Annotated in this window: 32 protein-coding genes and 1 tRNA gene; 30 read left to right on the forward strand and 3 right to left on the reverse strand. The window is 32.8% G+C overall.

Annotated elements, in window-relative coordinates:
• Window positions 1–9 precede the first annotated feature (9 nt).
• Both RCG20_RS20085 and RCG20_RS20090 read left to right on the forward strand, forming a co-directional pair.
• Window positions 10–1,755: a SulP family inorganic anion transporter gene (locus RCG20_RS20085; protein WP_308181906.1), complete on the forward strand. Its 1,746-nt coding sequence runs from the start codon at window positions 10–12 to the stop codon at window positions 1,753–1,755.
• 18 nt (window positions 1,756–1,773) lie between these two features.
• The gene (locus RCG20_RS20090) at window positions 1,774–2,118 is read left to right on the forward strand and encodes an ArsR/SmtB family transcription factor (protein WP_308181908.1); all 345 of its coding nucleotides are present in this window, start codon (window positions 1,774–1,776) and stop codon (window positions 2,116–2,118) included.
• Window positions 2,119–2,322: 204 nt separating this feature from the next.
• On the opposite strand, the gene RCG20_RS20095 is transcribed toward RCG20_RS20090, so the two are convergent.
• Together RCG20_RS20095 and RCG20_RS20100 are read right to left on the reverse strand one after the other, a co-directional pair.
• Entirely contained in the window at window positions 2,323–2,775 is a 453-nt protein-coding gene (locus RCG20_RS20095) for a hypothetical protein (RefSeq protein ID WP_308181909.1), read from the reverse strand.
• Between the two features lie 15 nt (window positions 2,776–2,790).
• Complete coding sequence (locus tag RCG20_RS20100) at window positions 2,791–3,555, reverse strand: hypothetical protein (RefSeq protein WP_308181910.1); 765 nt, start codon at window positions 3,553–3,555, stop codon at window positions 2,791–2,793.
• A 164-nt stretch (window positions 3,556–3,719) separates the two neighbouring features.
• Here RCG20_RS20100 and RCG20_RS20105 point away from each other — a divergent pair, with 164 nt between their 5' ends.
• The 3 genes from RCG20_RS20105 to RCG20_RS20115 all read left to right on the forward strand — a co-directional run bounded on the left by RCG20_RS20105 (window position 3,720) and on the right by RCG20_RS20115 (window position 4,598).
• A complete protein-coding gene (locus tag RCG20_RS20105) occupies window positions 3,720–3,938 on the forward strand; it encodes a DUF1659 domain-containing protein (protein WP_308181911.1) in 219 nt (72 codons plus the stop codon).
• Window positions 3,939–3,978: 40 nt separating this feature from the next.
• Window positions 3,979–4,197: a DUF2922 domain-containing protein gene (locus RCG20_RS20110; RefSeq protein ID WP_308181912.1), complete on the forward strand. Its 219-nt coding sequence runs from the start codon at window positions 3,979–3,981 to the stop codon at window positions 4,195–4,197.
• Window positions 4,198–4,457: 260 nt separating this feature from the next.
• Window positions 4,458–4,598 (forward strand): hypothetical protein, encoded by a 141-nt coding sequence (locus tag RCG20_RS20115; protein ID WP_308181913.1) that lies wholly within the window; start codon window positions 4,458–4,460, stop codon window positions 4,596–4,598.
• Between the two features lie 60 nt (window positions 4,599–4,658).
• Here the strand turns inward: RCG20_RS20115 and RCG20_RS20120 are convergent, their stop codons facing one another.
• On the reverse strand, window positions 4,659–4,892 hold the full coding sequence (locus tag RCG20_RS20120) for a helix-turn-helix domain-containing protein (protein WP_308181914.1): 234 nt from the start codon (window positions 4,890–4,892) through the stop codon (window positions 4,659–4,661).
• 144 nt (window positions 4,893–5,036) lie between these two features.
• Between RCG20_RS20120 and RCG20_RS20125 the strand changes: the two genes are divergently transcribed.
• From RCG20_RS20125 to RCG20_RS20245, 25 genes are all read left to right on the forward strand, one after another.
• Window positions 5,037–5,264 (forward strand): hypothetical protein, encoded by a 228-nt coding sequence (locus RCG20_RS20125; RefSeq protein WP_308181915.1) that lies wholly within the window; start codon window positions 5,037–5,039, stop codon window positions 5,262–5,264.
• A gap of 96 nt (window positions 5,265–5,360) precedes the next feature.
• The gene (locus RCG20_RS20130) at window positions 5,361–5,582 is read left to right on the forward strand and encodes a hypothetical protein (protein ID WP_308181916.1); all 222 of its coding nucleotides are present in this window, start codon (window positions 5,361–5,363) and stop codon (window positions 5,580–5,582) included.
• A complete protein-coding gene (locus RCG20_RS20135; RefSeq protein ID WP_308181917.1) occupies window positions 5,554–5,742 on the forward strand; it encodes a hypothetical protein in 189 nt (62 codons plus the stop codon). The genes RCG20_RS20130 and RCG20_RS20135 overlap by 29 nt, the downstream gene beginning before the upstream one ends.
• A gap of 1,131 nt (window positions 5,743–6,873) precedes the next feature.
• Window positions 6,874–7,053, forward strand: a complete 180-nt coding sequence (locus RCG20_RS20140; RefSeq protein ID WP_308181918.1) for a helix-turn-helix domain-containing protein — start codon at window positions 6,874–6,876, stop codon at window positions 7,051–7,053.
• Window positions 7,054–7,494: 441 nt separating this feature from the next.
• On the forward strand, window positions 7,495–7,725 hold the full coding sequence (locus RCG20_RS20145; protein WP_308181919.1) for a hypothetical protein: 231 nt from the start codon (window positions 7,495–7,497) through the stop codon (window positions 7,723–7,725).
• A gap of 80 nt (window positions 7,726–7,805) precedes the next feature.
• Window positions 7,806–8,009, forward strand: coding sequence for a hypothetical protein (locus RCG20_RS20150; protein WP_308181920.1), 204 nt, complete (start codon window positions 7,806–7,808; stop codon window positions 8,007–8,009).
• Window positions 8,010–8,033: 24 nt separating this feature from the next.
• Complete coding sequence (locus RCG20_RS20155; protein ID WP_308181921.1) at window positions 8,034–9,683, forward strand: DNA primase family protein; 1,650 nt, start codon at window positions 8,034–8,036, stop codon at window positions 9,681–9,683.
• Between the two features lie 578 nt (window positions 9,684–10,261).
• Window positions 10,262–13,036: a hypothetical protein gene (locus RCG20_RS20160; RefSeq protein ID WP_308181922.1), complete on the forward strand. Its 2,775-nt coding sequence runs from the start codon at window positions 10,262–10,264 to the stop codon at window positions 13,034–13,036.
• A 341-nt stretch (window positions 13,037–13,377) separates the two neighbouring features.
• A complete protein-coding gene (locus tag RCG20_RS20165) occupies window positions 13,378–13,557 on the forward strand; it encodes a helix-turn-helix domain-containing protein (protein WP_308184411.1) in 180 nt (59 codons plus the stop codon).
• A 241-nt stretch (window positions 13,558–13,798) separates the two neighbouring features.
• Entirely contained in the window at window positions 13,799–14,113 is a 315-nt protein-coding gene (locus RCG20_RS20170) for a hypothetical protein (RefSeq protein ID WP_308181923.1), read from the forward strand.
• On the forward strand, window positions 14,110–14,814 hold the full coding sequence (locus RCG20_RS20175) for a hypothetical protein (RefSeq protein WP_308181924.1): 705 nt from the start codon (window positions 14,110–14,112) through the stop codon (window positions 14,812–14,814). The genes RCG20_RS20170 and RCG20_RS20175 overlap by 4 nt, the downstream gene beginning before the upstream one ends.
• Entirely contained in the window at window positions 14,811–15,038 is a 228-nt protein-coding gene (locus RCG20_RS20180; protein WP_308181925.1) for a hypothetical protein, read from the forward strand. Before RCG20_RS20175 ends, RCG20_RS20180 begins: the two co-directional genes overlap by 4 nt.
• A complete protein-coding gene (locus RCG20_RS20185) occupies window positions 15,026–15,187 on the forward strand; it encodes a hypothetical protein (protein WP_308181926.1) in 162 nt (53 codons plus the stop codon). The genes RCG20_RS20180 and RCG20_RS20185 overlap by 13 nt, the downstream gene beginning before the upstream one ends.
• A gap of 30 nt (window positions 15,188–15,217) precedes the next feature.
• A tRNA-OTHER gene (locus RCG20_RS20190) sits at window positions 15,218–15,295 on the forward strand.
• A 26-nt stretch (window positions 15,296–15,321) separates the two neighbouring features.
• Window positions 15,322–15,567 (forward strand): hypothetical protein, encoded by a 246-nt coding sequence (locus tag RCG20_RS20195; RefSeq protein ID WP_308181927.1) that lies wholly within the window; start codon window positions 15,322–15,324, stop codon window positions 15,565–15,567.
• 68 nt (window positions 15,568–15,635) lie between these two features.
• Window positions 15,636–15,917, forward strand: coding sequence for a hypothetical protein (locus RCG20_RS20200; RefSeq protein WP_308181928.1), 282 nt, complete (start codon window positions 15,636–15,638; stop codon window positions 15,915–15,917).
• A gap of 110 nt (window positions 15,918–16,027) precedes the next feature.
• The gene (locus tag RCG20_RS20205; RefSeq protein WP_308181929.1) at window positions 16,028–16,342 is read left to right on the forward strand and encodes a hypothetical protein; all 315 of its coding nucleotides are present in this window, start codon (window positions 16,028–16,030) and stop codon (window positions 16,340–16,342) included.
• A gap of 55 nt (window positions 16,343–16,397) precedes the next feature.
• On the forward strand, window positions 16,398–16,637 hold the full coding sequence (locus RCG20_RS20210; RefSeq protein WP_308181930.1) for a hypothetical protein: 240 nt from the start codon (window positions 16,398–16,400) through the stop codon (window positions 16,635–16,637).
• Between the two features lie 222 nt (window positions 16,638–16,859).
• On the forward strand, window positions 16,860–17,057 hold the full coding sequence (locus RCG20_RS20215) for a hypothetical protein (RefSeq protein ID WP_308181931.1): 198 nt from the start codon (window positions 16,860–16,862) through the stop codon (window positions 17,055–17,057).
• 26 nt (window positions 17,058–17,083) lie between these two features.
• Window positions 17,084–17,254, forward strand: coding sequence for a hypothetical protein (locus tag RCG20_RS20220; protein ID WP_308181932.1), 171 nt, complete (start codon window positions 17,084–17,086; stop codon window positions 17,252–17,254).
• Window positions 17,255–17,470: 216 nt separating this feature from the next.
• Window positions 17,471–17,896 (forward strand): phBC6A51 family helix-turn-helix protein, encoded by a 426-nt coding sequence (locus RCG20_RS20225; protein WP_308181933.1) that lies wholly within the window; start codon window positions 17,471–17,473, stop codon window positions 17,894–17,896.
• A 182-nt stretch (window positions 17,897–18,078) separates the two neighbouring features.
• On the forward strand, window positions 18,079–18,645 hold the full coding sequence (locus RCG20_RS20230; RefSeq protein WP_308181934.1) for a site-specific integrase: 567 nt from the start codon (window positions 18,079–18,081) through the stop codon (window positions 18,643–18,645).
• A 133-nt stretch (window positions 18,646–18,778) separates the two neighbouring features.
• Window positions 18,779–20,533, forward strand: coding sequence for a hypothetical protein (locus RCG20_RS20235; protein WP_308181935.1), 1,755 nt, complete (start codon window positions 18,779–18,781; stop codon window positions 20,531–20,533).
• Window positions 20,534–20,542: 9 nt separating this feature from the next.
• Window positions 20,543–21,850, forward strand: coding sequence for a phage portal protein (locus RCG20_RS20240; RefSeq protein WP_308181936.1), 1,308 nt, complete (start codon window positions 20,543–20,545; stop codon window positions 21,848–21,850).
• The gene (locus tag RCG20_RS20245) at window positions 21,843–22,727 is read left to right on the forward strand and encodes a minor capsid protein (protein ID WP_308181937.1); all 885 of its coding nucleotides are present in this window, start codon (window positions 21,843–21,845) and stop codon (window positions 22,725–22,727) included. The genes RCG20_RS20240 and RCG20_RS20245 overlap by 8 nt, the downstream gene beginning before the upstream one ends.
• The last annotated feature ends 5 nt before the right edge of the window (window positions 22,728–22,732 follow it).

Here is a 22,732-nt window from a genome sequence, read left to right on the forward strand (position 1 = left end):
AGGGTTGTTATGTTTTTTGATAAAAGGTTTCAGCAGTATTCTCTAAGCAGCATTCCAAAAGATATCCTCGCAGGATTAATTGTAGGGGTGATAGCGATCCCGCTTGGAATGGCATTTGCCATCGCTTCGGGCGTGAAACCTGAGTATGGTATTTATACCACGGTAGTTGCGGGCATTTGTATTTCTTTATTCGGAGGATCAAAGTATCAAATTGGTGGGCCAACGGGGGCATTTATTCCGATTTTATTCGGAATCGTTGTGACGTATGGTTATGGGAACTTGTTAATAGCTGGTTTTTTAGCAGGAATTATACTATTGTTAATGGGGATTTTCAGGCTAGGCTCCCTCATCAAATTTATTCCAAGACCCGTTACAATTGGTTTTACAACTGGGATAGCTGTCACCATTTTCATAGGGCAGGTTGCGAGTTTCCTAGGACTTGTTGGAATCAAAAAACATGAGGAATTCATTCTGAACTTGAAAGAATTATATATTCATATAGGGACAGCTAATTTTTTTAGCATTCTTACAGCCATGATATGTCTTATTACGATGATTTTAACACCAAAATTTGCTCCTAAAGTACCTGGTCCACTGATTGGCTTACTGTTGTCATCAATTGTTGCGACACTTTTTTATCCTGATCAAGTAGCTACAATTGGAACTAGTTACGGTGAGATTCCAAATTCACTCCCACATTTTCATATTCCAAATGTGAATTTGGATTTAATTATTAAGCTAATGAAACCAGCTTTTATTATTGCGATGCTAGGTGGAATCGAATCTTTACTCTCGGCCGTAGTTGCTGATGGGATGACTAACAGCAGACATAGCAGTAACAAAGAACTTATTGGCCAGGGGATCGCGAACATGATTACGCCCTTATTTGGAGGGATTCCAGCTACTGGTGCAATTGCCCGTACGGCTACAAATATAAAAAATGGTGCAATCTCTCCATTATCTGGAATCATTCATGGTGTAGTTGTATTGCTTGTGTTACTGTTTTTTGCCCCATATGCTTCTTATATTCCATTGGCAAGTATGGCTCCTATTTTAATGGTAGTTGCTTGGAATATGAGTGAACGAAAGGTTTTTAGCCATATTTTAAAAACAAAAACGGTTGATTCCTTAACCCTTTTGACCACATTTATTTTAACAGTGTTTGTGAATTTAACAGTAGCTGTTGAAGTGGGTCTAGTCATGTCAGCCATCTTGTTTGCAAAACGGATGAGTGATGTGATGTTGACAGAGAAGGTATTGCCAAATCTGGATCATAAAATTGAGAACCAAATGGTAACAGATACCCATGATTGTCCGCAAATTAGTATTTATAATATTGAAGGGGCATTATTTTTTGGTGCAGCTCAAACATTTCAACAAACAATCATGAGTACCATTAACTACAACCCTAAAATTTTATTATTACGAATGAGCAAAGTTCCATTTATGGATACGACCGGTGAAGCAAACTTAGCTAGTATTGTTAAACATTTTTCGAAAAGTGGTATAGTTCTTATATCAGGAATAAATACTCAACCCGAGACCGTTCTGAAAAAGACTGGACTATATAAGGTAATTGGTAAAGATCACTTTTTTGAACATACGGGAGAGGCGATTGACTATGCACTTGGACATATTGAACAAAATAAATGTGCAGGGTGTAAACATTTCGCATTTAAGGAATGTTCGAAGCTTTCAGATGTTGAAAGTGTTGAAAGTGTTGAATCAAAAAGAAAACTTTCCCCCACATATTAGTTTATAGGAGGATGAATTTTGAATCTTGAAATGCAACGATTTAAGGCCGAATTTTTCAAGGCACTTGCGCACCCTTTGAGAATCCGTATTTTGGAATTATTGGGTGAAGGTGATAAAAATGTGAATGAGATCCAAACCCTTGTTGGAAGTGAAGGCTCAAGTGTTTCACAGCAGCTAACGATATTACGTGCGAAGCATATTGTCTCAGGTAAAAAAGATGGGAATCGGGTCGTATATACGTTAAAGGATCCAATGATTATCGAGTTGCTTGCTGTTGCTCGGCAAATATTTAATAATCATCTTGTTGATACTATTACCATTCTTGACAAACTCATTGTTGAACAGGATGCCGAAGAAGAATAAATTGGTAAAGAAAACTCGCCGATTGGCGAGCCCCTAAGGACGATGATTAGGCGCAATTGCCATTATGCAATAGCAGAATTTATGGATATAAATTTTGATAAGTCAAAAAAGGCGGCAAACCAAATCGGTTTGTCGCCTTTTGTTTTACTTATTAACGTCATCAAAAATAGTAATCCCTATTGATTAAGATTTAGTAAAGAAACGTCACGTTTGAATTTTCGAAATGCCAAGTGCAAAATGCTCCCACAATATTTTTTCAGCTTTTTCCAAATGATAGTCATCACAACGAATCATGATGACAACTTCTGCAGTAATTTTCTTCGTGCCGTTTTTATCCCTTTTAATTAGTAACAGCTTAATGAGAAACCCTATCAAAAGTCCAGAAACCGCTCCTATTATTCCCCAGATAATCGGTCCCCATTTCAAGACATAGCCATAAATTGATCCTAAAAGCATGAAACAGGTTCCTAAAATTGCTGCCAAATCAAACATACTAAAGCCATCTGCATAGTGGATTGTATCAAAAAGTTGCCTTGGTTCAGTCCTCTTATCAAGGGGAACGGCAAAGATTTTCTCTTTCGCAATGCCATTTTCCTCAAGGGAAGAAATAACTAATTCGATAAAAGGAGAATTCTCAAAGGTTGCTATAACAAGCATGGTTTCACACCCTACTTAAATTGGAAATTCGAAATATGATGGCTGATAATTATTACGTAAATACTGCGATAATTCCTTTTCAAATAATTTATTATATTCAATGGCTGAGACGTAGGAATCGTAAAAAATATATACATAGATGGAAGGCAAATAGAGAGTCCATTGCATATTGATTACTTTCAGGGCTTTTTCAAAATTTCCTAGAAGTGTATAGGTGATCGCTTGTGGTAAATGCGAAAAATACATAATAAAAACCGTAAATCCGAACATAAAAAGCCCTACAATTACTTTATGGACATATAAATGGCCTAGTCCCGGGAAAATAATTGACCAACCTAATGCGGTTTTAGGGTCACGCTTATCTAGATAACAAATATCGAAACTAGATATTTCAAATGGAGGGATGGGTGCATCTTCACGATCTGCAAGTATATATAGTCTGTTCATATCCACTGTCGAGCGATAGCTATCCCAAATGGCGTACATATAAATACCGCAATACAAGATTAACCATCGTTCATCAAGGACTTCCTTTGCCTTATCAAACTGGCCTAATAGAGAATAGAAAATACCAAGGTTAACGTGGGCCTTTGAATTAATGAAAAGTTCCCAGCCAATGAGCATGAAGGCTTTTAAAATCCGCTGCTGCATTAAATTTCCAAACCCAGGAAAGGAAAAAGAAAAGAATGCTGGAATCCATGGATTCCGCAAATGTAGCTGTGTGATAGATAATTGTGATAAAAAGGCTCTTTTGCGTCGATAAGCAGGGGGCTTGTTCATTGATTATCTCCCATTTTATTTCTTAGTTTTCCAATTATAAACAGAAGTATTCGTAAAAATTTCCAAATGGTTTTAGCAAAAGTATGAGGATTAAAATTTTTTCAACTTCACCTGCCCTTTTTTTCTTTTTATTTGTATATGAAGTGTGAAGGGAGGTGATAAATATGGCACAGGTCATGCTAGCCGAAACAACAATACGATTGACTTTTGAAGCAGGTATGAACGATAAAGGTGAGTCTATCTACAGAACTAAATCGTTAAACAATGTTAAAAAAGAGTCAACAGCAGACCAACTTTTTCAAGTAGCACAAGCCATTTCAGTTTTATGTAACGATCCGCTTAATAGTGTCCTGCGTTTTGACAGCTCTGAAATTATTGGTTAAGTAATAAGCTCGATTTTTTAAAGAGTAGGAGGTGGGGAAAATGGCCAAAACATTAGAATTACTATTTGCAACAGAATCAGGAAAGGCGGCAAGTCTTTCGTTTGATAATCCGAAAGAACCAATCGATCAAGCGATTGTGAAGCAATCAATGGAACAAATTATTGCTTCTGGAGTGTTTTATTCAGCTAATGGTAATTTTGCGACTGTCAAGGGAGCAAGAGTTATAGAACGCAATGTAACGGATTATGAAATTATTTAATAATGGAAGGGGTCGGATTCAATCTGAAGCCGGCCTCCTTGTTTAAATAATGGATAAGATACGACTCGACTTTTTAAGATTGGTTCATTTCACACCGTTATCATTACTTTTACTGTAATTTCATCAAATAGAAAGGAGGAGAAAAAGTGGAGCAGTTCATCCCAATCATTAGTATAATGTATAACAAAGTCATTGTTTAGAAACGCTTATATATCAAGGCTTTTTGAAGGACAAGCTAAATATGTAAGGGAGGTGAGAAATTGAACTCTAAAGAGAAACTTGAAAAAATAATCACATTTTGTGAATCAATCGTTAAACTCGAAAACAAACAATTTAATGATGACAGTGCAATTGAAGTTGCGAAACGTATCATGGAACTCATTAAAGAGGAATCAGTGTAAAAGCTGGTTCTTTTTTTTTATTTAAAACGGAGAATTCCGCCAAACAAAAAAGGAAAGCAATTATTCGCTCCCCTTTTTGGCTTCCTCTTTTAAGTAAAACAATTCATTTAGATCATCTATTTCTAACGCTTCAGCAATTAATCCAATTACCTTTTTGGGGTATCGTTGAGTCTTTTTTGTACATAACTCACTTATTGTTCTTGTCGTTAATTTAGTCATTTCAGATAATTGTTTTTGATCAATATTTCTTTCCTTCAGTATTTCTTTAAGTCGTATTTCTAGCAACTTAGTCATTTTATATTCTCCTCCCTAAGACAATTATAAGCCATTAAAAATAATTACGCAAAATGTAATTTTAGTTGTTGACAATTACGGTAAACGGAATTATGATAAGGATATAAATTACGTTAAACGTAATAAAAAAGGGAGAGATACAAAATGACAAACGAAAAAATGATTATGAATCAATTAACAATTAACACTTTTAATTTTTCAACTCTTACAAATGAGCAGCTTGAAGCATTGTTTACTAATTTCGTTGGCGCCAAATTGGTAATTACTAGCCCAACATCTCAAGAAATTTCTTTTGATGTAACTGAAATATTGAATCGGGAAACTACTTTTTGCGATGAATTTGGAATTGCAATCGAAGAAGTATCAATCTAATAGATGAAAAAGGGCTTCCTTTATCGGGAGTCCTAAATACACACCTTAGAATCAACCTCCCTAGATAAACAAACGAATCAAAAGGGAGAGATAAAAATGGAAAATCAAAAAGTGTTAAAGGGGACAGCAGTTTTAAATTTGGAAGTATTGAGTGAGCAGCCTGAATTATTTACAAAATTAATCAAACCGGAAAATATCAGGGATGCCAAACTTACATTTTTAACCTCGGAATTTCAGACAATTACAATTAATGTAAATGAATTTTTATTGCTGAGTTGGGAGGCTACAAATGATGAAAAAATTCAAATTAACCGATGATCAATACGACTTATTTATTCGGACTCATACAAAACACTTAGCAGCATTTTGGGAAGGATCGGCAGAAAAGGAAAAACGTACTCTTGACCATGTTAAAAATGTGAAGTGGGATAAAAAAGATAATTGCTTAAAAATTTATTTTTTAGACGGTGAATGGTGACACTACACACGAAGCGAACAATGGTATTAAACTTGAAGAAATAATTCCACCCGAATTAACGTCTGGTTCATCGTAGACTAGAGGTCGATTTAACGCTTTTAATTTAAAGCATGATAAATTGTACCTCCTATTCTAATTTGCCATTATATTAAACCAATAGGCAATTCAAAATTGATTTTTGTGAAGTTCATTGAGTCCATCACAAACAGGTCGTATTTTGTTAGTGAAGTAGTTCTATGATATTTATCGGTATAGGTAAAACAATAATCAAAAAGTGTTAGCATTTAGAAAGATGGCTGTAACCCTTGTTATTGTTGACTATTTTGTATGTTGAGTCTAAAAATGTTAGTGAAATACAAAAAACTTGAATTTTTTTAAAGTGTGTTTTACCCTAGAGCCAGTTGAGTTTTAAGGAATGTGTAGGGTATATTTTAGATAATCCCCTTTAAAGGAGGATTAGAATAATGGGAATTAGGTGGAACGAAAATAAAATACTATTACATTGCTGTTTTGTTGGCAATTTAAGTATCAAAAATATGTATTGATATGGGTGAAACGTTGATATGACCACATTCCCCGAAAATGGGGATGGAAAACGATAATACCCTTTAAAGGAAGTTGCCTATAAATATAATACATAACCATTTTTCTAATGCGTTACATGATGTTGATATATCAACACTTTCAAGATTTCCCCAATAACCTACTAAGGAGGAAATAGACGGTGGTTCACAGCGAACCTATGGATTGAACCATCCTTTTTTGAACAATTTTAGGTAAAATAGTCCTCAAAATTACCTTCAAACCCTTGTTGTTACTATGTTTTAAAAGCGAGCAATTGGAGGGGCGGTGAAATGAAGATTAAAACCTCCGCAATCTGACTATTTAACGTTGATATATCAATAGGTTATCAATAGGTTGAAAGTTTGCTAGTGAGGAAGTAACGCTGAGTTTGCAATTTATCTACCTAAATGTTGCCAATTCAAGCTTTGTAAAACCTCTAGGTGGGAAGGGATACTAGATTAGTATTTATTTTTTTTTAGTTATAAAAATAAATCATTCCCAATAGCAAATAACATTATATTCATTATTTTTTTTATTTATAAAAATAAATTGGAAGGCGGTGAGAATATGAATGAAACCGAAAAGGATTTTTATCTCTTAATGCGAAGGAAAAAGAAAATTAGTCAAAATGAGTTAGGGGATCATCTGGAAGTTACACAAGCGTATATTTCGATGTTCGAGACGAATGCGAAGCAATTACCACAGCATTACATAGATAAATATAAAAAATATATCTTGGACAAATAAGGTTAAAAAATTAATTTGAAAATATTTCAAAAAAACACTTTACATTGATTTTCCAATTTGATAGGATAACGGTATCTTTCTATCTAAATATCAAATAGACAACCTTTTTGCTGTTTAAGCAATTTGCTTGTCGGTGTTTTTGTATTCTGTTTTTTAGGTAATCATACTCACCAATTTAATTTTGACTAGATTGGTAGTCCAATAAACATATTACCTTGTCTATTATTATAGATTATTTTCAATCTTTGTCAATAAGTATTTTTAAATTATTTTAAGGAGGTGATTTCTTGCTGATTTATTCATTTAAATATCATTTTAGGCTTTAAATTAATGGCAAATTATCGCTTATAGCGAATTATTAAAGGGTAAACCTACATTGGATGTAAAACGCTCATATCAAGCTATTAAACAATTCAAAATACATATTTGGAGGAATTAATAATGACAAAAGTTTGCAGGAATCTCGATGAATTATATGATTTGGTGTCAGCTCAATGTGATGATTGGTCAAGTATTGTTTATAGCTTTATCGAAAAACATAATCTACATAAGCAATTTGCTGATCATTTGAATGAATTAAAACAGCATGAAGAAGAACAAGGATTTAGATATGCAATTGATCTGGATTATGTGCTTCTGGACTATACAGAGGATGAAAATAAACATAAGTAAGAAACTGTAATTACATAATAATCGGAAACTGGGGAGAGTGTTTAGGCTCTCTCTTAATAGAATTTAGGAGGAATAAATAAATGAACCCATATCAAAAGGAAATTAGTGAAAGATTTTACTTTTCATATCAACAAGGAGAATCAGATTATTTGAAGCAGCAAGGCTTTTTTTACATAACAAAAGGAATCCATCCAAGGAATAAATTAATATTTTGCATGTATGACAGATCTGAAGAGTTAATAAAAGCAACTCAAGACTTTCGCAAGGCAAGGGTAGGAAATTAATAACGAAAAGGTGGAAATTTTATAATGGAAAATTATCAATACAAATATGATTATCAAGATGACATTTTATTGAAATCCGTTAATGGGCATAAATGGTTTTACTTTATGGATAAAACGGAAGAGCCGATTTACAACGACTATGAAAAATATCTTCTTGATTGTGAAAGAAAACTGTATGAAGAAGCCCAAGAAGCGTGGACGCAAGCGGAAATAGAATTACAAAATGATCCTGATTATTGGAAATATCAACTTCAAATGTATCAAGATTCAATGACGGATGAAGAAATAGAAATTGTTACTGATTTAGCAGTTGTGAAGAATGAAATAATTAACCCTCCTAAAACTAAAAAGGGTATAAAAGATAATTTAGTAGTAATTGATTCGCCAGATAAATATTTTTCAATTGGTAAAAATGGTAGAAACTTTGAACCAGTTCTGCTATCCACCGAGATTGACTATAGATACTTATCAACTTTTTATGACGGACAAATATATTATTACTATGAAAACGGTGTCTATAAGCCTAACGCAGAAAGAAAAATCAGGCACCTATCGCAAGAATTGTTAGGAAATGAAAGCCGTAAAAGTAGGATTGAGGAAGTAATATACTGGTTGAAAAATCAAAATATCATAGATGACATATCAAAAATAAATCCCAATGATGGATACATAAATGTTAAAAATGGGTTGTTAAACTGGAAAACTGGTGAATTGATTGAACACGATGAAGAAAGAGTTTCAACTATTCAATTTAATGTTGAGTACGACCCAAATGCAAATGATCCAATAATAAAGAACTTTATCAATAATGTATTGGATAAAGATACCCATAAAACCTTATTTGAGATGATAGGTTATTTTTTAATTCCTATCGTTGAGTATGAAAAAATATTTTTATTCACCGGAACAGGTTCGAATGGAAAGTCAAAGTTAATGCTAACTATCCTTGAGATGTTAGGGGATGGAAATGTTTCTAATGTGAAAATTCAAGATTTAGAAGGGGAACGGTCACGATTTAAAATTGCGGAATTACAGAACAAAGTATTAAATGCCTTCACTGATATTTCTTCAGATGCCTTGAAAACAACTGGGAATTTAAAGGCAATTGCAAGCGGTGAAAGTTTCAATGCCGAAAGAAAAGGCAAAGATCCCTTCAATTTCAAGCCATTTGCTAAATTATTGTTTTCTGCAAATGATTTACCGAAGTCATATGACAACACAGATGCTTTCTTTAGAAGAATAACGGTATTCCCTTTTACAAGAAAATTCACAGATGAAAATAAAGATACCAAAATGTTAGAAAAATTAACGACCCCCAGTGCATTAAGTACGTTGCTTAATTATGCACTTGAAGGGTTAAGAAGATTAGAAAAACAAGGGACTTTTACATACTCGAAAGTTATAGATAATCAAGTGAAGGATTATCAAAATGAATCAGACATAATTATGAAGTTTTGTAATGAATTTTACATAAAGTCAGAGAATGAAAAAGATCGTGTTCCTTGTTCAAATACATATCAAAATTATCGTGTGTGGTGTCATGATAATGGGCTACAACCCTTTTCATCAATCAATTTCAATAAACATATTCAACAAAAATTAAATTTACCAAAAGAGAAAAAGAAGGTAAACGGAGTTACTCAAATGTGTTGGATTGGTCTTAAAACATATTAAATATAAAAAGGTTGCTAACTTTTGCGAGAGGTTGCCAAAAGGTTGCTTAGTTTTAATAAAGTCGGCAACCCTAAAAACCCATATGTACCAAGGGATAGAGTGGTAAGGTTGCCGAGGTTGCTAACTTTTTCAACTCCTTGTATAAAAGTGTTAAAAATATAAGAAATAAATAATAATTTAACATTTTTATAAGCAAGTGAAAAAAGTCGGCAACCTTGACAACCTTTTGAAATGAAGCCTTATATACCAACGTTTTGAAGGTTGCTAAGTTTACGAAAAGTTGGCAACCAATTAGCAACCTTTAATAAAAAGTTGGCAACCTTTGAAAAATTCTAATTCAGTCGGGTTTGGGGCGGGCTGAGGTACTTTACTTTGTGAGTCTTTTTGCGAACAAAGTAAAGTAGTTGGTGTAAGCCCCAAGGTCTTGTCTTTAATTTTACATACATAGAAGATCAAAGTAATAAAACCACCCCAAGGACTTACTTTTTCGCTGACGCTACAAAGTGAGTCCTTCCCCTGAGGGGAAATATAATATTTTAAATCTTAATCAAAATAAAATACAAACGGAGGAATAATAAATGGCGGGTGAACAATTACAAAATCAAATTTACATTTTTTCGGTGGATACTGCAGCATTCTACAATAATTTGGAAGTAAGTTTAGATAAACAATTGATGGAGTATAAACAATATAAGGCTAATTTGGCTGAGGTTATTCGTTTGCTAAATGAAATTAAATTAACATCTAATAAGTTACTACAAATGGATACGGAATTTGAATCCTATGAATCAGAAATAAATAAATTAGAAAAGAAGATTATTAATCTTCATGAAAAGTATATATTATTCAAACCGTCAATTGATGAATATTTAATATTTGATAAAAAATCACATACATACATAGTCAATAAGGATTCATTATTATATAGGTCAGAACAATATATTAATAATTGTATTTCTCAGTTAAAAGAAAAACTTGATAAAGAAGCAGTGGAATATAAAGGTAGACGTATTCTTAGGGATGATGCTTTGAGAAGTTCCAATAAAATATCACAATTTGAATCTACATTAACTAGAACACTTGGGGTTAAAAAGGATAAAACCACAACTGATATTATTGTTGTTCGTGCGTATCGGTATGCAATTTTCGAACAAATCATGAACGAAGGCTTCAAGTATGGAGATGATGTCTATCAATATTTCACCTCCAGTGCTGGGAATATCAGAAATAAAAAATCAATTTGGATCAAGTCATCTGTTTATGAAAAAGTAAAGAATAAATTAATGTGTGGATTATCAATTGAAGATATTAATAATAAAGGTGGAATGAACTTAAATAAATTTAGTAGTTATACAGCCTTGTGCAATACAGCGAGTACACCTTGGAAAGACTTTGATATTACAAAAGCAATTGTAGTTCCAGATTTTTCTACTATCATAAATGCCGATGTGGATTATATTGACAGCGATTATAATATTAACCCTTGTAATATGCCGGTAGAAATTCCGCACACTGACGGAGCTGGAATGTATCTTGCTTCAGCTGATGAAGATAATAAAAGTTTCCAATTTAGAATGCCGTTTTTTAAAGGATTAATGATCGGTTTTCCGATATACAAGTTCATAAAGAAATTTAATGGAAATCCAATTGTAAAAGATATTTATGGTGAAGATCATGATGTGATGAAGGAAGGTATTTTGTATATTTTCACAGCCTCACAATTCAAAATGCATCGTTTCTTCGATTCGTGGAAGGACTATCAAGACGCATTTAAGAAATATGGTTGTGAAGCAGCTAAGTGTAAGGAAGAAGTTGAAGTGTTCGATGATAAGCCTATATCATATCAAGTATTGCAAACTTTAAATAAAATGACCAAAGAAGAATTAGAAAAAATCAGCGAACATACGGTAAATACTATCAAGAGTGTAGGAAATGATATTGAGGTTATGATGGATATTCTCGGTGCTGGTAAGTCAAATGAGAATAAACGAGGATTAGAAAAGGCATTGGAAATTTATCCGAATTTATTGAATGACGATTATTGCAAAGAAGTTATTAAGGAAAAGAGACTGTCACTTATCAAGAGTGCTAGGGCTGGTAAATTATTAATTCCTGGGACTAAAAGAACATATATTGCCCCTGATTTATTTGCATTTGCAGAATGGCTATTCCTAGGTATTGAGAGTCCTAATGGATTGCTGAATGATGGAGAGGTTAGTTGTTCGCTTTATGATGATGGTCAAAGGCTAGACGCTCTAAGGAGCCCCCATTTATTCAGAGAACACTGTTGTCGGACTAATAAGGTTGATAAAGTGATAAGGGATGGCAAAGAAATAAAAATAAGCGATTGGTTCATTACTAAGAATATTTATACAAGTGTAAAAGATATGATAAGTAAGCAATTAATGTTCGATGTAGATGGCGATGACAGTCTGATCGTGTGTGAACCTAGCTTCGTATCTATTGCTGAGAGGCACATGGAAGGCATTAGAGTGTTGCAATATGAGTTAGGAGTTGCAACTCAAGAAAAAATTACAAACGCTAATCTCTATAGCGGATTGACCAAAGCTTATGCGAAAAATATTGGAGAAATTTCAAATGAGATTAGTAAGATATGGGCAAATAAAGAGCCAGATTTAGACTCAATAAAAAGGTTAGTCTATGAAAATAATGCATGTATAGATTATGCAAAAAGTCTTTGGTATCCGACTCGTCCACCTGAAATAAATAAGCAAATCAAAAAACATACTGGAAATAAAGTTCCCCACTTTTTCCGTTTTGCGAAAGGTAAAAGTAAAGATCAGGTAGCAACAAGCAGCAATAGTGTAGTTGATTTGTTGGTTTCAGAAAAAATCATTCCTAATAATCGAATCCATTTTGAAAAAGTCATTAAAGGATTTGATTATAAAAAATTAATGAAAAATCCTAAGGTAAAGGTGGATGAAAACAAGGAAATAATAGAAGTATTCGAGAAAATTAATAAATTGAAACACTGGGATATTAAGAAGCAATTGAAGGAAAAAGAAGGCTCTAAGAAGTCGTGTGAACTTGCAGTTTATAAGGAGTTTAGAGATGAATTATTAAAGTTAGGTAAAAGGGAATTAGTTGTTGATGTTTTAATCAAATATCTGTATGACATAAAGGAAACCAAAAATAAGCAAAGTCTCTGGTTCATGTTCGGAAATGATATTGTGAGGAATTTACAATTGAATATTCAAGGGATCGTGGAGTGTATCGAGTGTGGGGAGGTAATTGAGGAGCCAAAACAAAGACAGATACGTTGTGATTCATGCCAGAGCGACAGAAATAAAGAGAATAATAGAAAGAGACAACAAAAACATAAGTCAAAATAACGGTGAGTTATAGGTTAATAAAATACATACTTAGTAGAACCCTTGACTTATAAGGGTTCTTTTGTTTGACATGAAAAATAGTTAAGGCTCTAATGGGAAAGAAGGAAAGCTATTGACACGTCAAAGGGTGAGTATCTTCTTTCTCCTTTTTTGTAAAGAGGCAGTCTTGCTAGGGAGATTGTCTTTCATTTTATTTTTAATCTAAAAATGTATATAAATATCCAAATATATAATATCACATAAAAACATATTTTGTCAACCATATCTATCTTTATTTTTTTAAGTCATAAAATATTTTATTTATCATTAAGTTAGGCGGTGGAGGAGTGAGTTAAGTGAAGATGTCAAAAATAAAAAAACTTAGAGTGCTCAGTGAGATGACTCAAGAGCAATTAGCTGAACAATTGGGAGTAAGTCAATCCTATTTGTCGCTTTTGGAAAGGAATCAACGTGATATATCACCAGAAGTAAACAGAAGAATTGAAGAAATTTTTAGTTTTTCTGTTAAATTTATAGATTAAACATCATGTCCGCATCACCAACCATGTGATTGGTGCCATCGCTGTTTTCTCGGACTCTAAAAATAAGAAATCGGCAATATAATTTAGAATTTACTCGGGCTGTGGAAAAGCGTACAGTAATTTCATTCTTATATTACCTCCATAATTAAGTAGTTTATTTTACTCTGTATGAGGGGCTGACGTTTAAACTCCATTGAGAGGTCAGCCTTTGATCGTACAGCCAAAGAAAGGGTGTTGAGTAATGGAAAAAGACAAAATAAAAGTAACTATGACATTAGATTCGCTTGAGAATATTGTTTATCAAGCAGCATATAAAGCGTCTAGGAAAGCGAATCAAGATATGTTTAATGGACTGATGCCGTTCATATCAAGGTTATATGACGAAAATGAAATGATGACTGAAACCCTAAATTATTTAAAAGATTCTGCTCAATCCAAGCAAATTGAAAAAGTGGAAATTGATTATGATTTACTTGCAAATAAAGTGGCTGAAGAGATGAAAGACGCATTATGTGCAACGATAGAATATATGAAGGAAGAGAAGATAACTAAATGATGCTCTATAAATGTTATGACCCATTTATTATAGAATCTCCTGAACAATGTATAGCCTTATGGGCTAAAAATGATAAAGTCGCTAGAAGAAAATGTGCCGATATACATAAGAAATTAGATTTCTATAATGCCCCTGTAAGGACTGTATTAAAGGATTGGATAGTTGAGGAATACTTTGTCTATAGTCAGTGCGATGTGTTTATTTGCTATCCTAAGGACTTAGACAGAGCGTCAGATGTTAGGATTATTTCCGTTCCATTTGAGATTAGTAATGTTGAAGAATACGTGATGAATCAGTTAGTTGAAATGGAAAGCCATGAAGAAAATTTTAGAGAGTATGTGAATGATAAGTCTGTGAATATGAGTTTCAACGAACGTTTTTATATTGATTCTGAAGGTTGGATATTCGATCCCTATTTAAATTCTGATGAATCTGTTGATGTTCGTGAGGATATTAAGGTAAGGATACTGGAAGAAAACTCTAATATTAATCGCTATATGGATGATTTGTGGCATGATAATGTGCATGACTTTTTTGAAGATAATGAGGAATACAGGGATATATTTATTGAATACATAACGACTGATGCTGAACCTGACATATTGGATGAGGGGTTCTATTTTTATGTCTGTAAAGAGTTAATGGAGTTAGGTGAGTGGGTCACATATAACGATATTAGAAAGGTGGATATTGTAGCATGAGTAGAAAAAATGGATTTGTGCCGTTGGAAAAAAGAATAAATGAAATTGCTAAAACGTTAGATATTCAAGGGAGTGATCCAAGTACAGAATATGATCAGTATATGAGAGGTTTATACAATGGACTTGAGTTGGCACTTGCATCATTGGAAATGAGAGAGCCTGTATTTAAAGTTAAGATTAAAAATAGTTGGATTAAAAAGAGGTTGAATAAATGGAAAAAGTAATATCTGATGGTATTTACTGTGCAAAATGTGACTGCTTGATAAAAGATGAAGAATTGGCAGAATGGGAATGTGGTCAATGTGATACTAAAAACAATTGGGAACATATTGAAATAGTGATAAGAAGTAAAGATGCATCAAACCAAGCCTAAATAAAGTGGCTTTTTATTTTACCTTTTTTCACGTTTGTAGCTCAATTGGTTAGAGCATATTCACATTGCCCCGTGGATAGTTTATCGGTTCAAGTCCGGTCAAACGTGACCTATAAATATTGGAGTGATTGCTAATGGCAATGATTAAGAATGTGGATGAGAAATGTAATGAAGTGATTAATCAGTTAGGTAAAGGATTTACGAAGGATGAATATGTGGATATGTTTATTGCAATGTATCCTTATGATTGGAATAAGATAAAGCAGCGATATTATGAACATGAGAGAAAGAATAAAGGGAAGCCCCATCCTATGCCTAGACCGAGGCAGTATGTATTGAATGTTTCTGGAATAAGAAGGAGAATAATTTCTTTATATTAAAATGTAAATAAATAGCAGGGAAAATTACCCTTTTGTCGAATCTAGTAGATAAAAGGGAGGTGAAAGATATGCTAGATAAATTAATTCAAACCGGTGAAACTCTAGAATCAGAAGCAAGTGAAGGAATGGGAGGTAAATTTTTTGATTCCATAAACTTTGAACAATGGGCTTCTAAATCAGTTTTATATTTAGAGAATTATCATTCGAAGTCAATTGTTACAGAAAAGGCAAAAGAAGGTTTCAAAAAATTAAACAGTAATATCAACTATGATTACTATCAATTCTTATTGGGTGCTTTAAAAGCTACTAAAGAATTTGAAGATGAAAAATTGGATGAAATGTTAAGTTGATATTGGAAGGCATCCTCAAAATACGAGGATGTTTTTATTTTTCAATAAAGGGAATTTGTCACTCTTTGGAGAAGATTGTAATGGAAAATATTTGGTGAGGAGTGATGGAAATGGGTTTTAGACATGATATGCGAGATAAAACACAACAGCAACAAGCAATAGTAAGACAAAGGGATTTGAATGAGGAATTAAGAAAAAAAGATATACCTTTGGAAAAACAAAAACAGACTGAAATTAACAATGAGGTTGATGAGTTTAAGAAGTACCTATCCAATGAAAAGTGGAAACAAGAGGCGAGTATTAATACTGAAAATACTCCACCTTATGAATACTCATTTAGAAAAATTGGTACACAAGAGAGAGTAACAGTTACTTTGAGATATCGTGAAAGTTTTAAAATTGTTCAAGATTTACTAAAGAAGTAACAGGAGACACTTTCCATCATGTCAAAATATTAGGGTAAGATGGGAGGTGTGAAAAATGAATGAAAATATTAGAGTACATTTATCTTATCCTGTAGACTCAAAATACGCTGAAACATTTATTGAAATGCCAATGATGGAAGCACTATTAATCCTACAAACTGGTAACTTGTATATGTGGGATTTAAAGAATGAAGATGATGAGAAGCCAGATTATATTATTGATAAGGCAAAATATTATTTCAGTGAAGAAAAAGAGGAAAAAGAACTTTATATATCCTTAGAGTTTGAAAAATAATTAAAATTTTCAGAGTGCTCATTAATTTGGGTGCTTTTTTATATGGAGGGAAAAGTATGTTATTAGCATTTCAAATTTTATTGTTCATTTTAATATTTGTATTCTCAGTATATTTATTGGCTGTAGAATGTCAATTCAGTAAAGAAACGAAGGGAATTTTTATGAGTATTGTTTTAGCATCTATTCTTGCGGAAACTGTTTGTTTCTTTGTGAGGTGAAAATATGCTTACACTTGAAAATATAGGCTTGAATGAAGATGGTGTAGTGGAAATTAGTTTTTCATATGAAGGTGAATCTGTGAATTTTAAGGGACAAATGAAAATGACTCCTAAAGAGTTTATGGCGAGTAGAGGTCATGGAGATGTGTATTTAGCGGAATGTATATTGCAACGTGAATTAAATTGGTGGATTAATAAATAAAATAAAATTAGAGGAGTTGTTGTGACATGGCAGAAATGCGTGAGTCAAACACAAAAAGTATTAAGTTAGATATTGATTGTTCGGAAGCGTTAAAGGGATTGAAAGCAATTCAGAGAGAAGCGAGAAAAGCTACAACATCATTGAAAGAATTAGTGGAACAACAAAAGGAACAAATTGTAGTTGATGAAGAATGTTGACAATACTTTTGGTACTTTTTGTTATTCTGTTGTTCATTTGTTGTATTGCAGTATTGGAAGAATTAGAAACGGGACATAGGCGAATACAGCAATTAGAAAGGCAAATGCTTAGGATTAATAGACGGAGTTGAGGTTATTTCCTCAGCTCTTATTTGTGTTGAATAGTGTAAAATTACACTACTTTTATGTTAATTTGTAAAGAGGTGAAAATGACATATGGAAGAGGAAAAATTAAACAAGCAACAGTTAGCAGCAGCACAATTATTAGCCATTGGAACTATTGAGAAACAAGACATTGCAAAGCAAGTTGGTGTAAGTCGGACAACATTATATAATTGGCTAACTAAGAACGAAGATTTTAAGGCGGAGGTTGCCTCTGTTAAACGTGATTTCAAAAACTTTGGGATACAATTAATTGAATCTAAATTAGTGGAAGCTGTGAATGGTTATTGGAAATTGCTTAAGGATTCTAATAATGATATGGTATCGGCTAAAGGATATGAATTCTTCATTGAAAGATCATTAGGTAAACTCCAGAATAATCTAACTCTCACCACTGAAGTAAATAATATTAAGTCTATTGATAAAGATATATTGGAGTCTGAGTTTGAAGAATTTGATGGGATAGACGGGGAAGAGTAACCTTATTATTTTTTATCTGAATGATACACAATCCAATTAAGTATCATTCATTAAAACACTGTAACCCCTGGTATATCTATGTTTTAAGGGGATTGGAATATATTTCATAAATAGTATTGCTTTTGAATGATACATAAATTATAATTAAGTAGTATTTAGTATCATTCAAAGGAGTGTTAAAAATGGAATTTGTTGAGCCGATTCGGGATAGAAAAAAGATTGATGATATAAAGAAGTATCTCCAAAGTAATAAGCGAGACTATTTATTATTTGTTCTTGGGATTAATTCAGCATTACGGGTAAGCGATTTATTGGAATTAAAGTTTGAGGATTTGATTGATGCTAATTTAAAACCATTAGATCATATTAAGTTGAAAGAAACTAAGACAGGTAAGCATAATAAGATTGCAATATCTAAGGGTGTTAAGAAGGCTATTGTAGACTATGTGAAGCATTACTACAAAGGGCAACTAAGTGATTATATATTCTATAGTAGGAAAGGAAACAATCAACCTATTCAACGTCAGATGGCTTGGAGATTGATTAAGAAGGCAGCAGATGTAGTAGGTGTTAAAGATATAGGATCACATTCGCTTAGAAAAACATGGGCTTATCATAGCTATAAAGCAGGTACAGACATAGTAATAATACAGGATATGTTAAACCATTCCAGCCCATCCGTAACGCTTAGATACATTGGTATTACACAGGATGAGAAGGACAGAGCAGTATTAACATTAGACTTGTAAAGGCGGTCACTAATAATGTGATGGTCTTTTTCTTTTGTAAAAATATAGGGTGGGTCATTCTAAATTCGACTATACTCAGTAGGCTAGGGACAGAATATACAATTTTTTATATAAAATTTATATTGTTTGGGAGGTGAACATAATAACAAATACGCAAATTGACATAATCAATACAAAGGAGAATCGGCAACTTCTCTATAAATATTTGTCTAAGTTTTATGGTTCCGATAAAGCGAAGCAATTAATGATAAAATATAAAGATAATCTATTCGGTCAATATGGATTAGCATATGCAACTGGAAAACGTAGTTTCGAGTTTTATTGCCTCTATTTCCTTCAAGATTTCTTTGTACCAAAGCCGACTAATCAATCTAGACCGCTTGCGAAGGTTCATTATGAAGTGTGGCAAGAATTGGAAAATATTTTTATACATAATACGCACGATAAACAAGAATTTATCCTCAGTAGAGGTATAGGTAAAACCACAATTATAGATATGGCTCTTAGTTGCTTCTTGCATACGTATGGCTTATCAGTCTTCACTATCGTACTCGCAAACCGTGAATTAGATAGTATTAACTTTGTGGATCAGACTAAGAAAGCCTTACAAACTCCTTATATCGTTCATGCTTTTGGAAATTTGGTCAATCCGAAGAAAAGGGTAGTTAATAAACTTGAATTAGAATTAGATAATGATACAAAAATTCAAGCATATTCCTCTGGTTCGTCTGTTCGTGGTGCATCCTATACAACTCCGACTGGCGGAATATTTCGCCCAATGTGCTACCTCGGAGATGACTATATTTCGGAGATGGATGTTTTAAGCGATGAGAGTAAATCGAAAAAGTATCAAAGATGGTTAAAGGAAGTAGAAGAAGGCGGAGATGAAGCGGTTTATCGTGATGGTAAACTAATCAAACCGGCTACAAAGTTTATTGTAATCGGAACTCCTTTGGCAACAAATGATTTTATTGACTCTATTCGTAAGAATCCTGAATATAAAGTTTTTCACAGAAGTGTAGTTGACTTTGATATTGATGAATATTTCGATAATCATGAGCATTGGCAGCAATTTAAACGTATCTTGTTTGATGATAAACGAGAAGATCCTTTATCAGATAGTAAACAGTATTATCTTGACCATAAAGAGGAAATGGATTTCCCTACAATATGGGAAAAGTATAATTGTTATAAATTAGCTTTGAAATATTTCAATAAACGACTAGCCTTCATGCAAGAGTTAATGTGTAATTGTGAAAATATCGGTGATAAATGGTTTAAATCGAACCGTACTCAACCTATAGAAGAAATTGAAGATAATTCCTTTATTAAAACGATGCTCACAGTTGATACAGCAGGGGTGAAAAATAAAGATAATAGACGTTCTGACTATTTCGCCTTTACCGTTGGATCACTCTCAGATAATGGATTTAAATATGTTCGTAGTGGACAATTAAAAAAGTTTACAGAGTTTGATCAATACATAAATCATGTTGTTGAATTGATTATAGAATTTGAGGATATATCTCATGTTTGCATTGAAAAGAATACATACAATGGCTTAGATGTTGAACGAATTTTGCAAGAGATTAATAAAGATAATAAATTATTATCTCGAAGAATCACTTTTATTAATGAGATGCAAAGAAAAAATAAAGATGAAAAAATTTCCACCATTGTTTCAGATGTAAACAATGGAAGAATTATTTTCTGTTCTGAAAGAGTAGAAAAGGATTTCTTATCACAACTTATGGATTTTGCAGGTCAGAGGTATAGTATCCATGATGATAGTGCCGATTCCGTTGCAGAATTTGCTATTCGTATAGATGAAATAAAAGTATCAAATAAACGAATTCAATCATTGGACAGAAAATTATTAGGAATATGAGGTGTTAAATTGATTACGAGTGAACAGATAAAAGCGAGTATTAAAAAACATAAAGCCGAACTTCCAAGGCTACAAAAACTCTTTAATAATTATGTGGGTCAACATAAAATATTAAATAGAACATTACCCGATCCAGATAAACCAAATAATAAGTTAGTATCAGATTATCCAGGTGTTATAATCGACACAGTATTAGGATATTTTGCATCGAAGCCTATCTCGGTATTAAGTAAAAGTGGAAATGAGAAATTCTTGAACGATTTACAGGAAATCTTCTATCTAAATGATGAGGAAGATTTAAACGCTGAAATCGTCAAGGATTTTTCTATTTTCGGAAAATGTTATGAGGTTATGTGGATTGATCCAGAAGGAAGTATAAGATTCACTGAGTTTTCACCTTTGGAAATGTATGTGGAGACTGATACAAGAGGCAATATTAAATTTGCTTTTCGATATTGGGATGAAAAAATAGATAATGCTACTGTAACAAAAGTGGAATTATATGATGAAACTGGGATTTACTATTATGTTTCAAGTGGAAATGATTTCATTCCCGATCCCAATGAACAATCAAAGATTCATTATTTTGGTGAAGTTCCAGTTACCGTATATAAAAATAATGATGAAGAAATTGGAGATTTTGAAAAATTTATTCCCATGATTGAGGGAATTGACGTTTTACTAAGCGACAGTTTAAATGAGTTAGAATCATTTGCTAATGCGTTCCTTAAATTAAAGGGTTATCAAGGGTCAACAAAAGAAGATATTCTGAAACTCAAGCAAGAAGGAGTATTGCTCCTAGATGACGATGGAGATGCGGATTGGTTAATTAAAAATATTAATAACCAATTCCAACAAAACTTCTTTGATACTGTTGATAAGTTGTTACATCAGCAAACTTCCACTCCTAAGTTGACTTCAGAGGAGTTTGCATCGAACCTTAGTTCTGTTGCAATTCGCTATAAACTTTTTGGACTTGAATCAAAATGTGCGGTCAAAGAAAGAAAAATGACGAAGGCATTAAGGAAACGACTAAGGCTGATAGCAACTATTTTAAATAAAAAGGGTAATAGCTATATAGTTTCAGATATTCGCTTTCAATTTTCAAGGAATTTACCAGCTAATGAAGCCGAAATTACAGACCAAATTGTTAAATTATGGGGTAAAGTTGATCAAGAAACCTTACTATCATGGCACCCAAGAATTGAAAATCCTACTCAGGTTATTAAGAAAGCGAAGGAAGAACAGGATGCGATGGGATTAGCTAGTTTAGAGACAATTCTTCAACAACAGAAATCGGGCACAGTGAATGGATAAATTTGAAGAAGAACTTCTTAAAATGATTGATGATATTTTTAACACAACAGATAAGAATCACAATGAAATATTAGAAATGTATCATAAATCCCAAACTAATATTATCTCATTCTTTAGTTTTCTTTTTTCAGAGTATGGAAAAGATGGTCAATTAGATTATGCGGAGTTAGAAAAATATAATCGTATGCAAAAGGTTGATGATTTCCTCAAAGAAGAATCAAAAAATATGATTAAAGCTGAAATTGCTATCACTACATCAATTTTAGTGGCAGCTTATGCAAATACCTATTATAAGAGTGCTTATGTCATGGATAAGTATATGGGTAATTTTGAAGTTGGAATTAGTTATAAATTGTTGAAGAAAGAGTTTATCAATGAAATTGTAAATTACAATTGGAGTGGAATTCCTTTTTCCCAACGTATTTATAAGAATCATGAATTTCTAATTCAGACGCTTAAAACAGAACTGGCAAACGGTGTAAGACAAGGTGAGTCGGTCGATAAAATTGCAACGAGAGTTAAAAACCAAATGGGGATTCGGTACAATCAATCTAGAACGTTAATTAGGACAGAATCAGCAAGGGTAATAGCTTCTGCTCAAGAGAAGATTTATCAAGATAGTGGAGTGGTTAAAGAGTTAATCTATACTGCAACATTAGACAATAAAACAACTCAATTTTGTAGGAAGCATGACGGAAATCGGTATAAGATTGATGATCCAAAACGACCTAGTTTACCAGCTCATATAAATTGTAGGTCGGCATGGATTCCTGCGGTTAAAGATTATCAACCAAAAGTTAGAAAAGACAACGAAAATAAGCAAATCATTAAATATAAAAATTATGAAGAATGGTCAAAAACTAAAGGTATCAAATAACTAGG

This window comes from Neobacillus sp. PS3-40 (genome assembly GCF_030915485.1).
Classification (GTDB): Bacteria; Bacillota; Bacilli; order Bacillales; family Cytobacillaceae; genus JAUZPL01.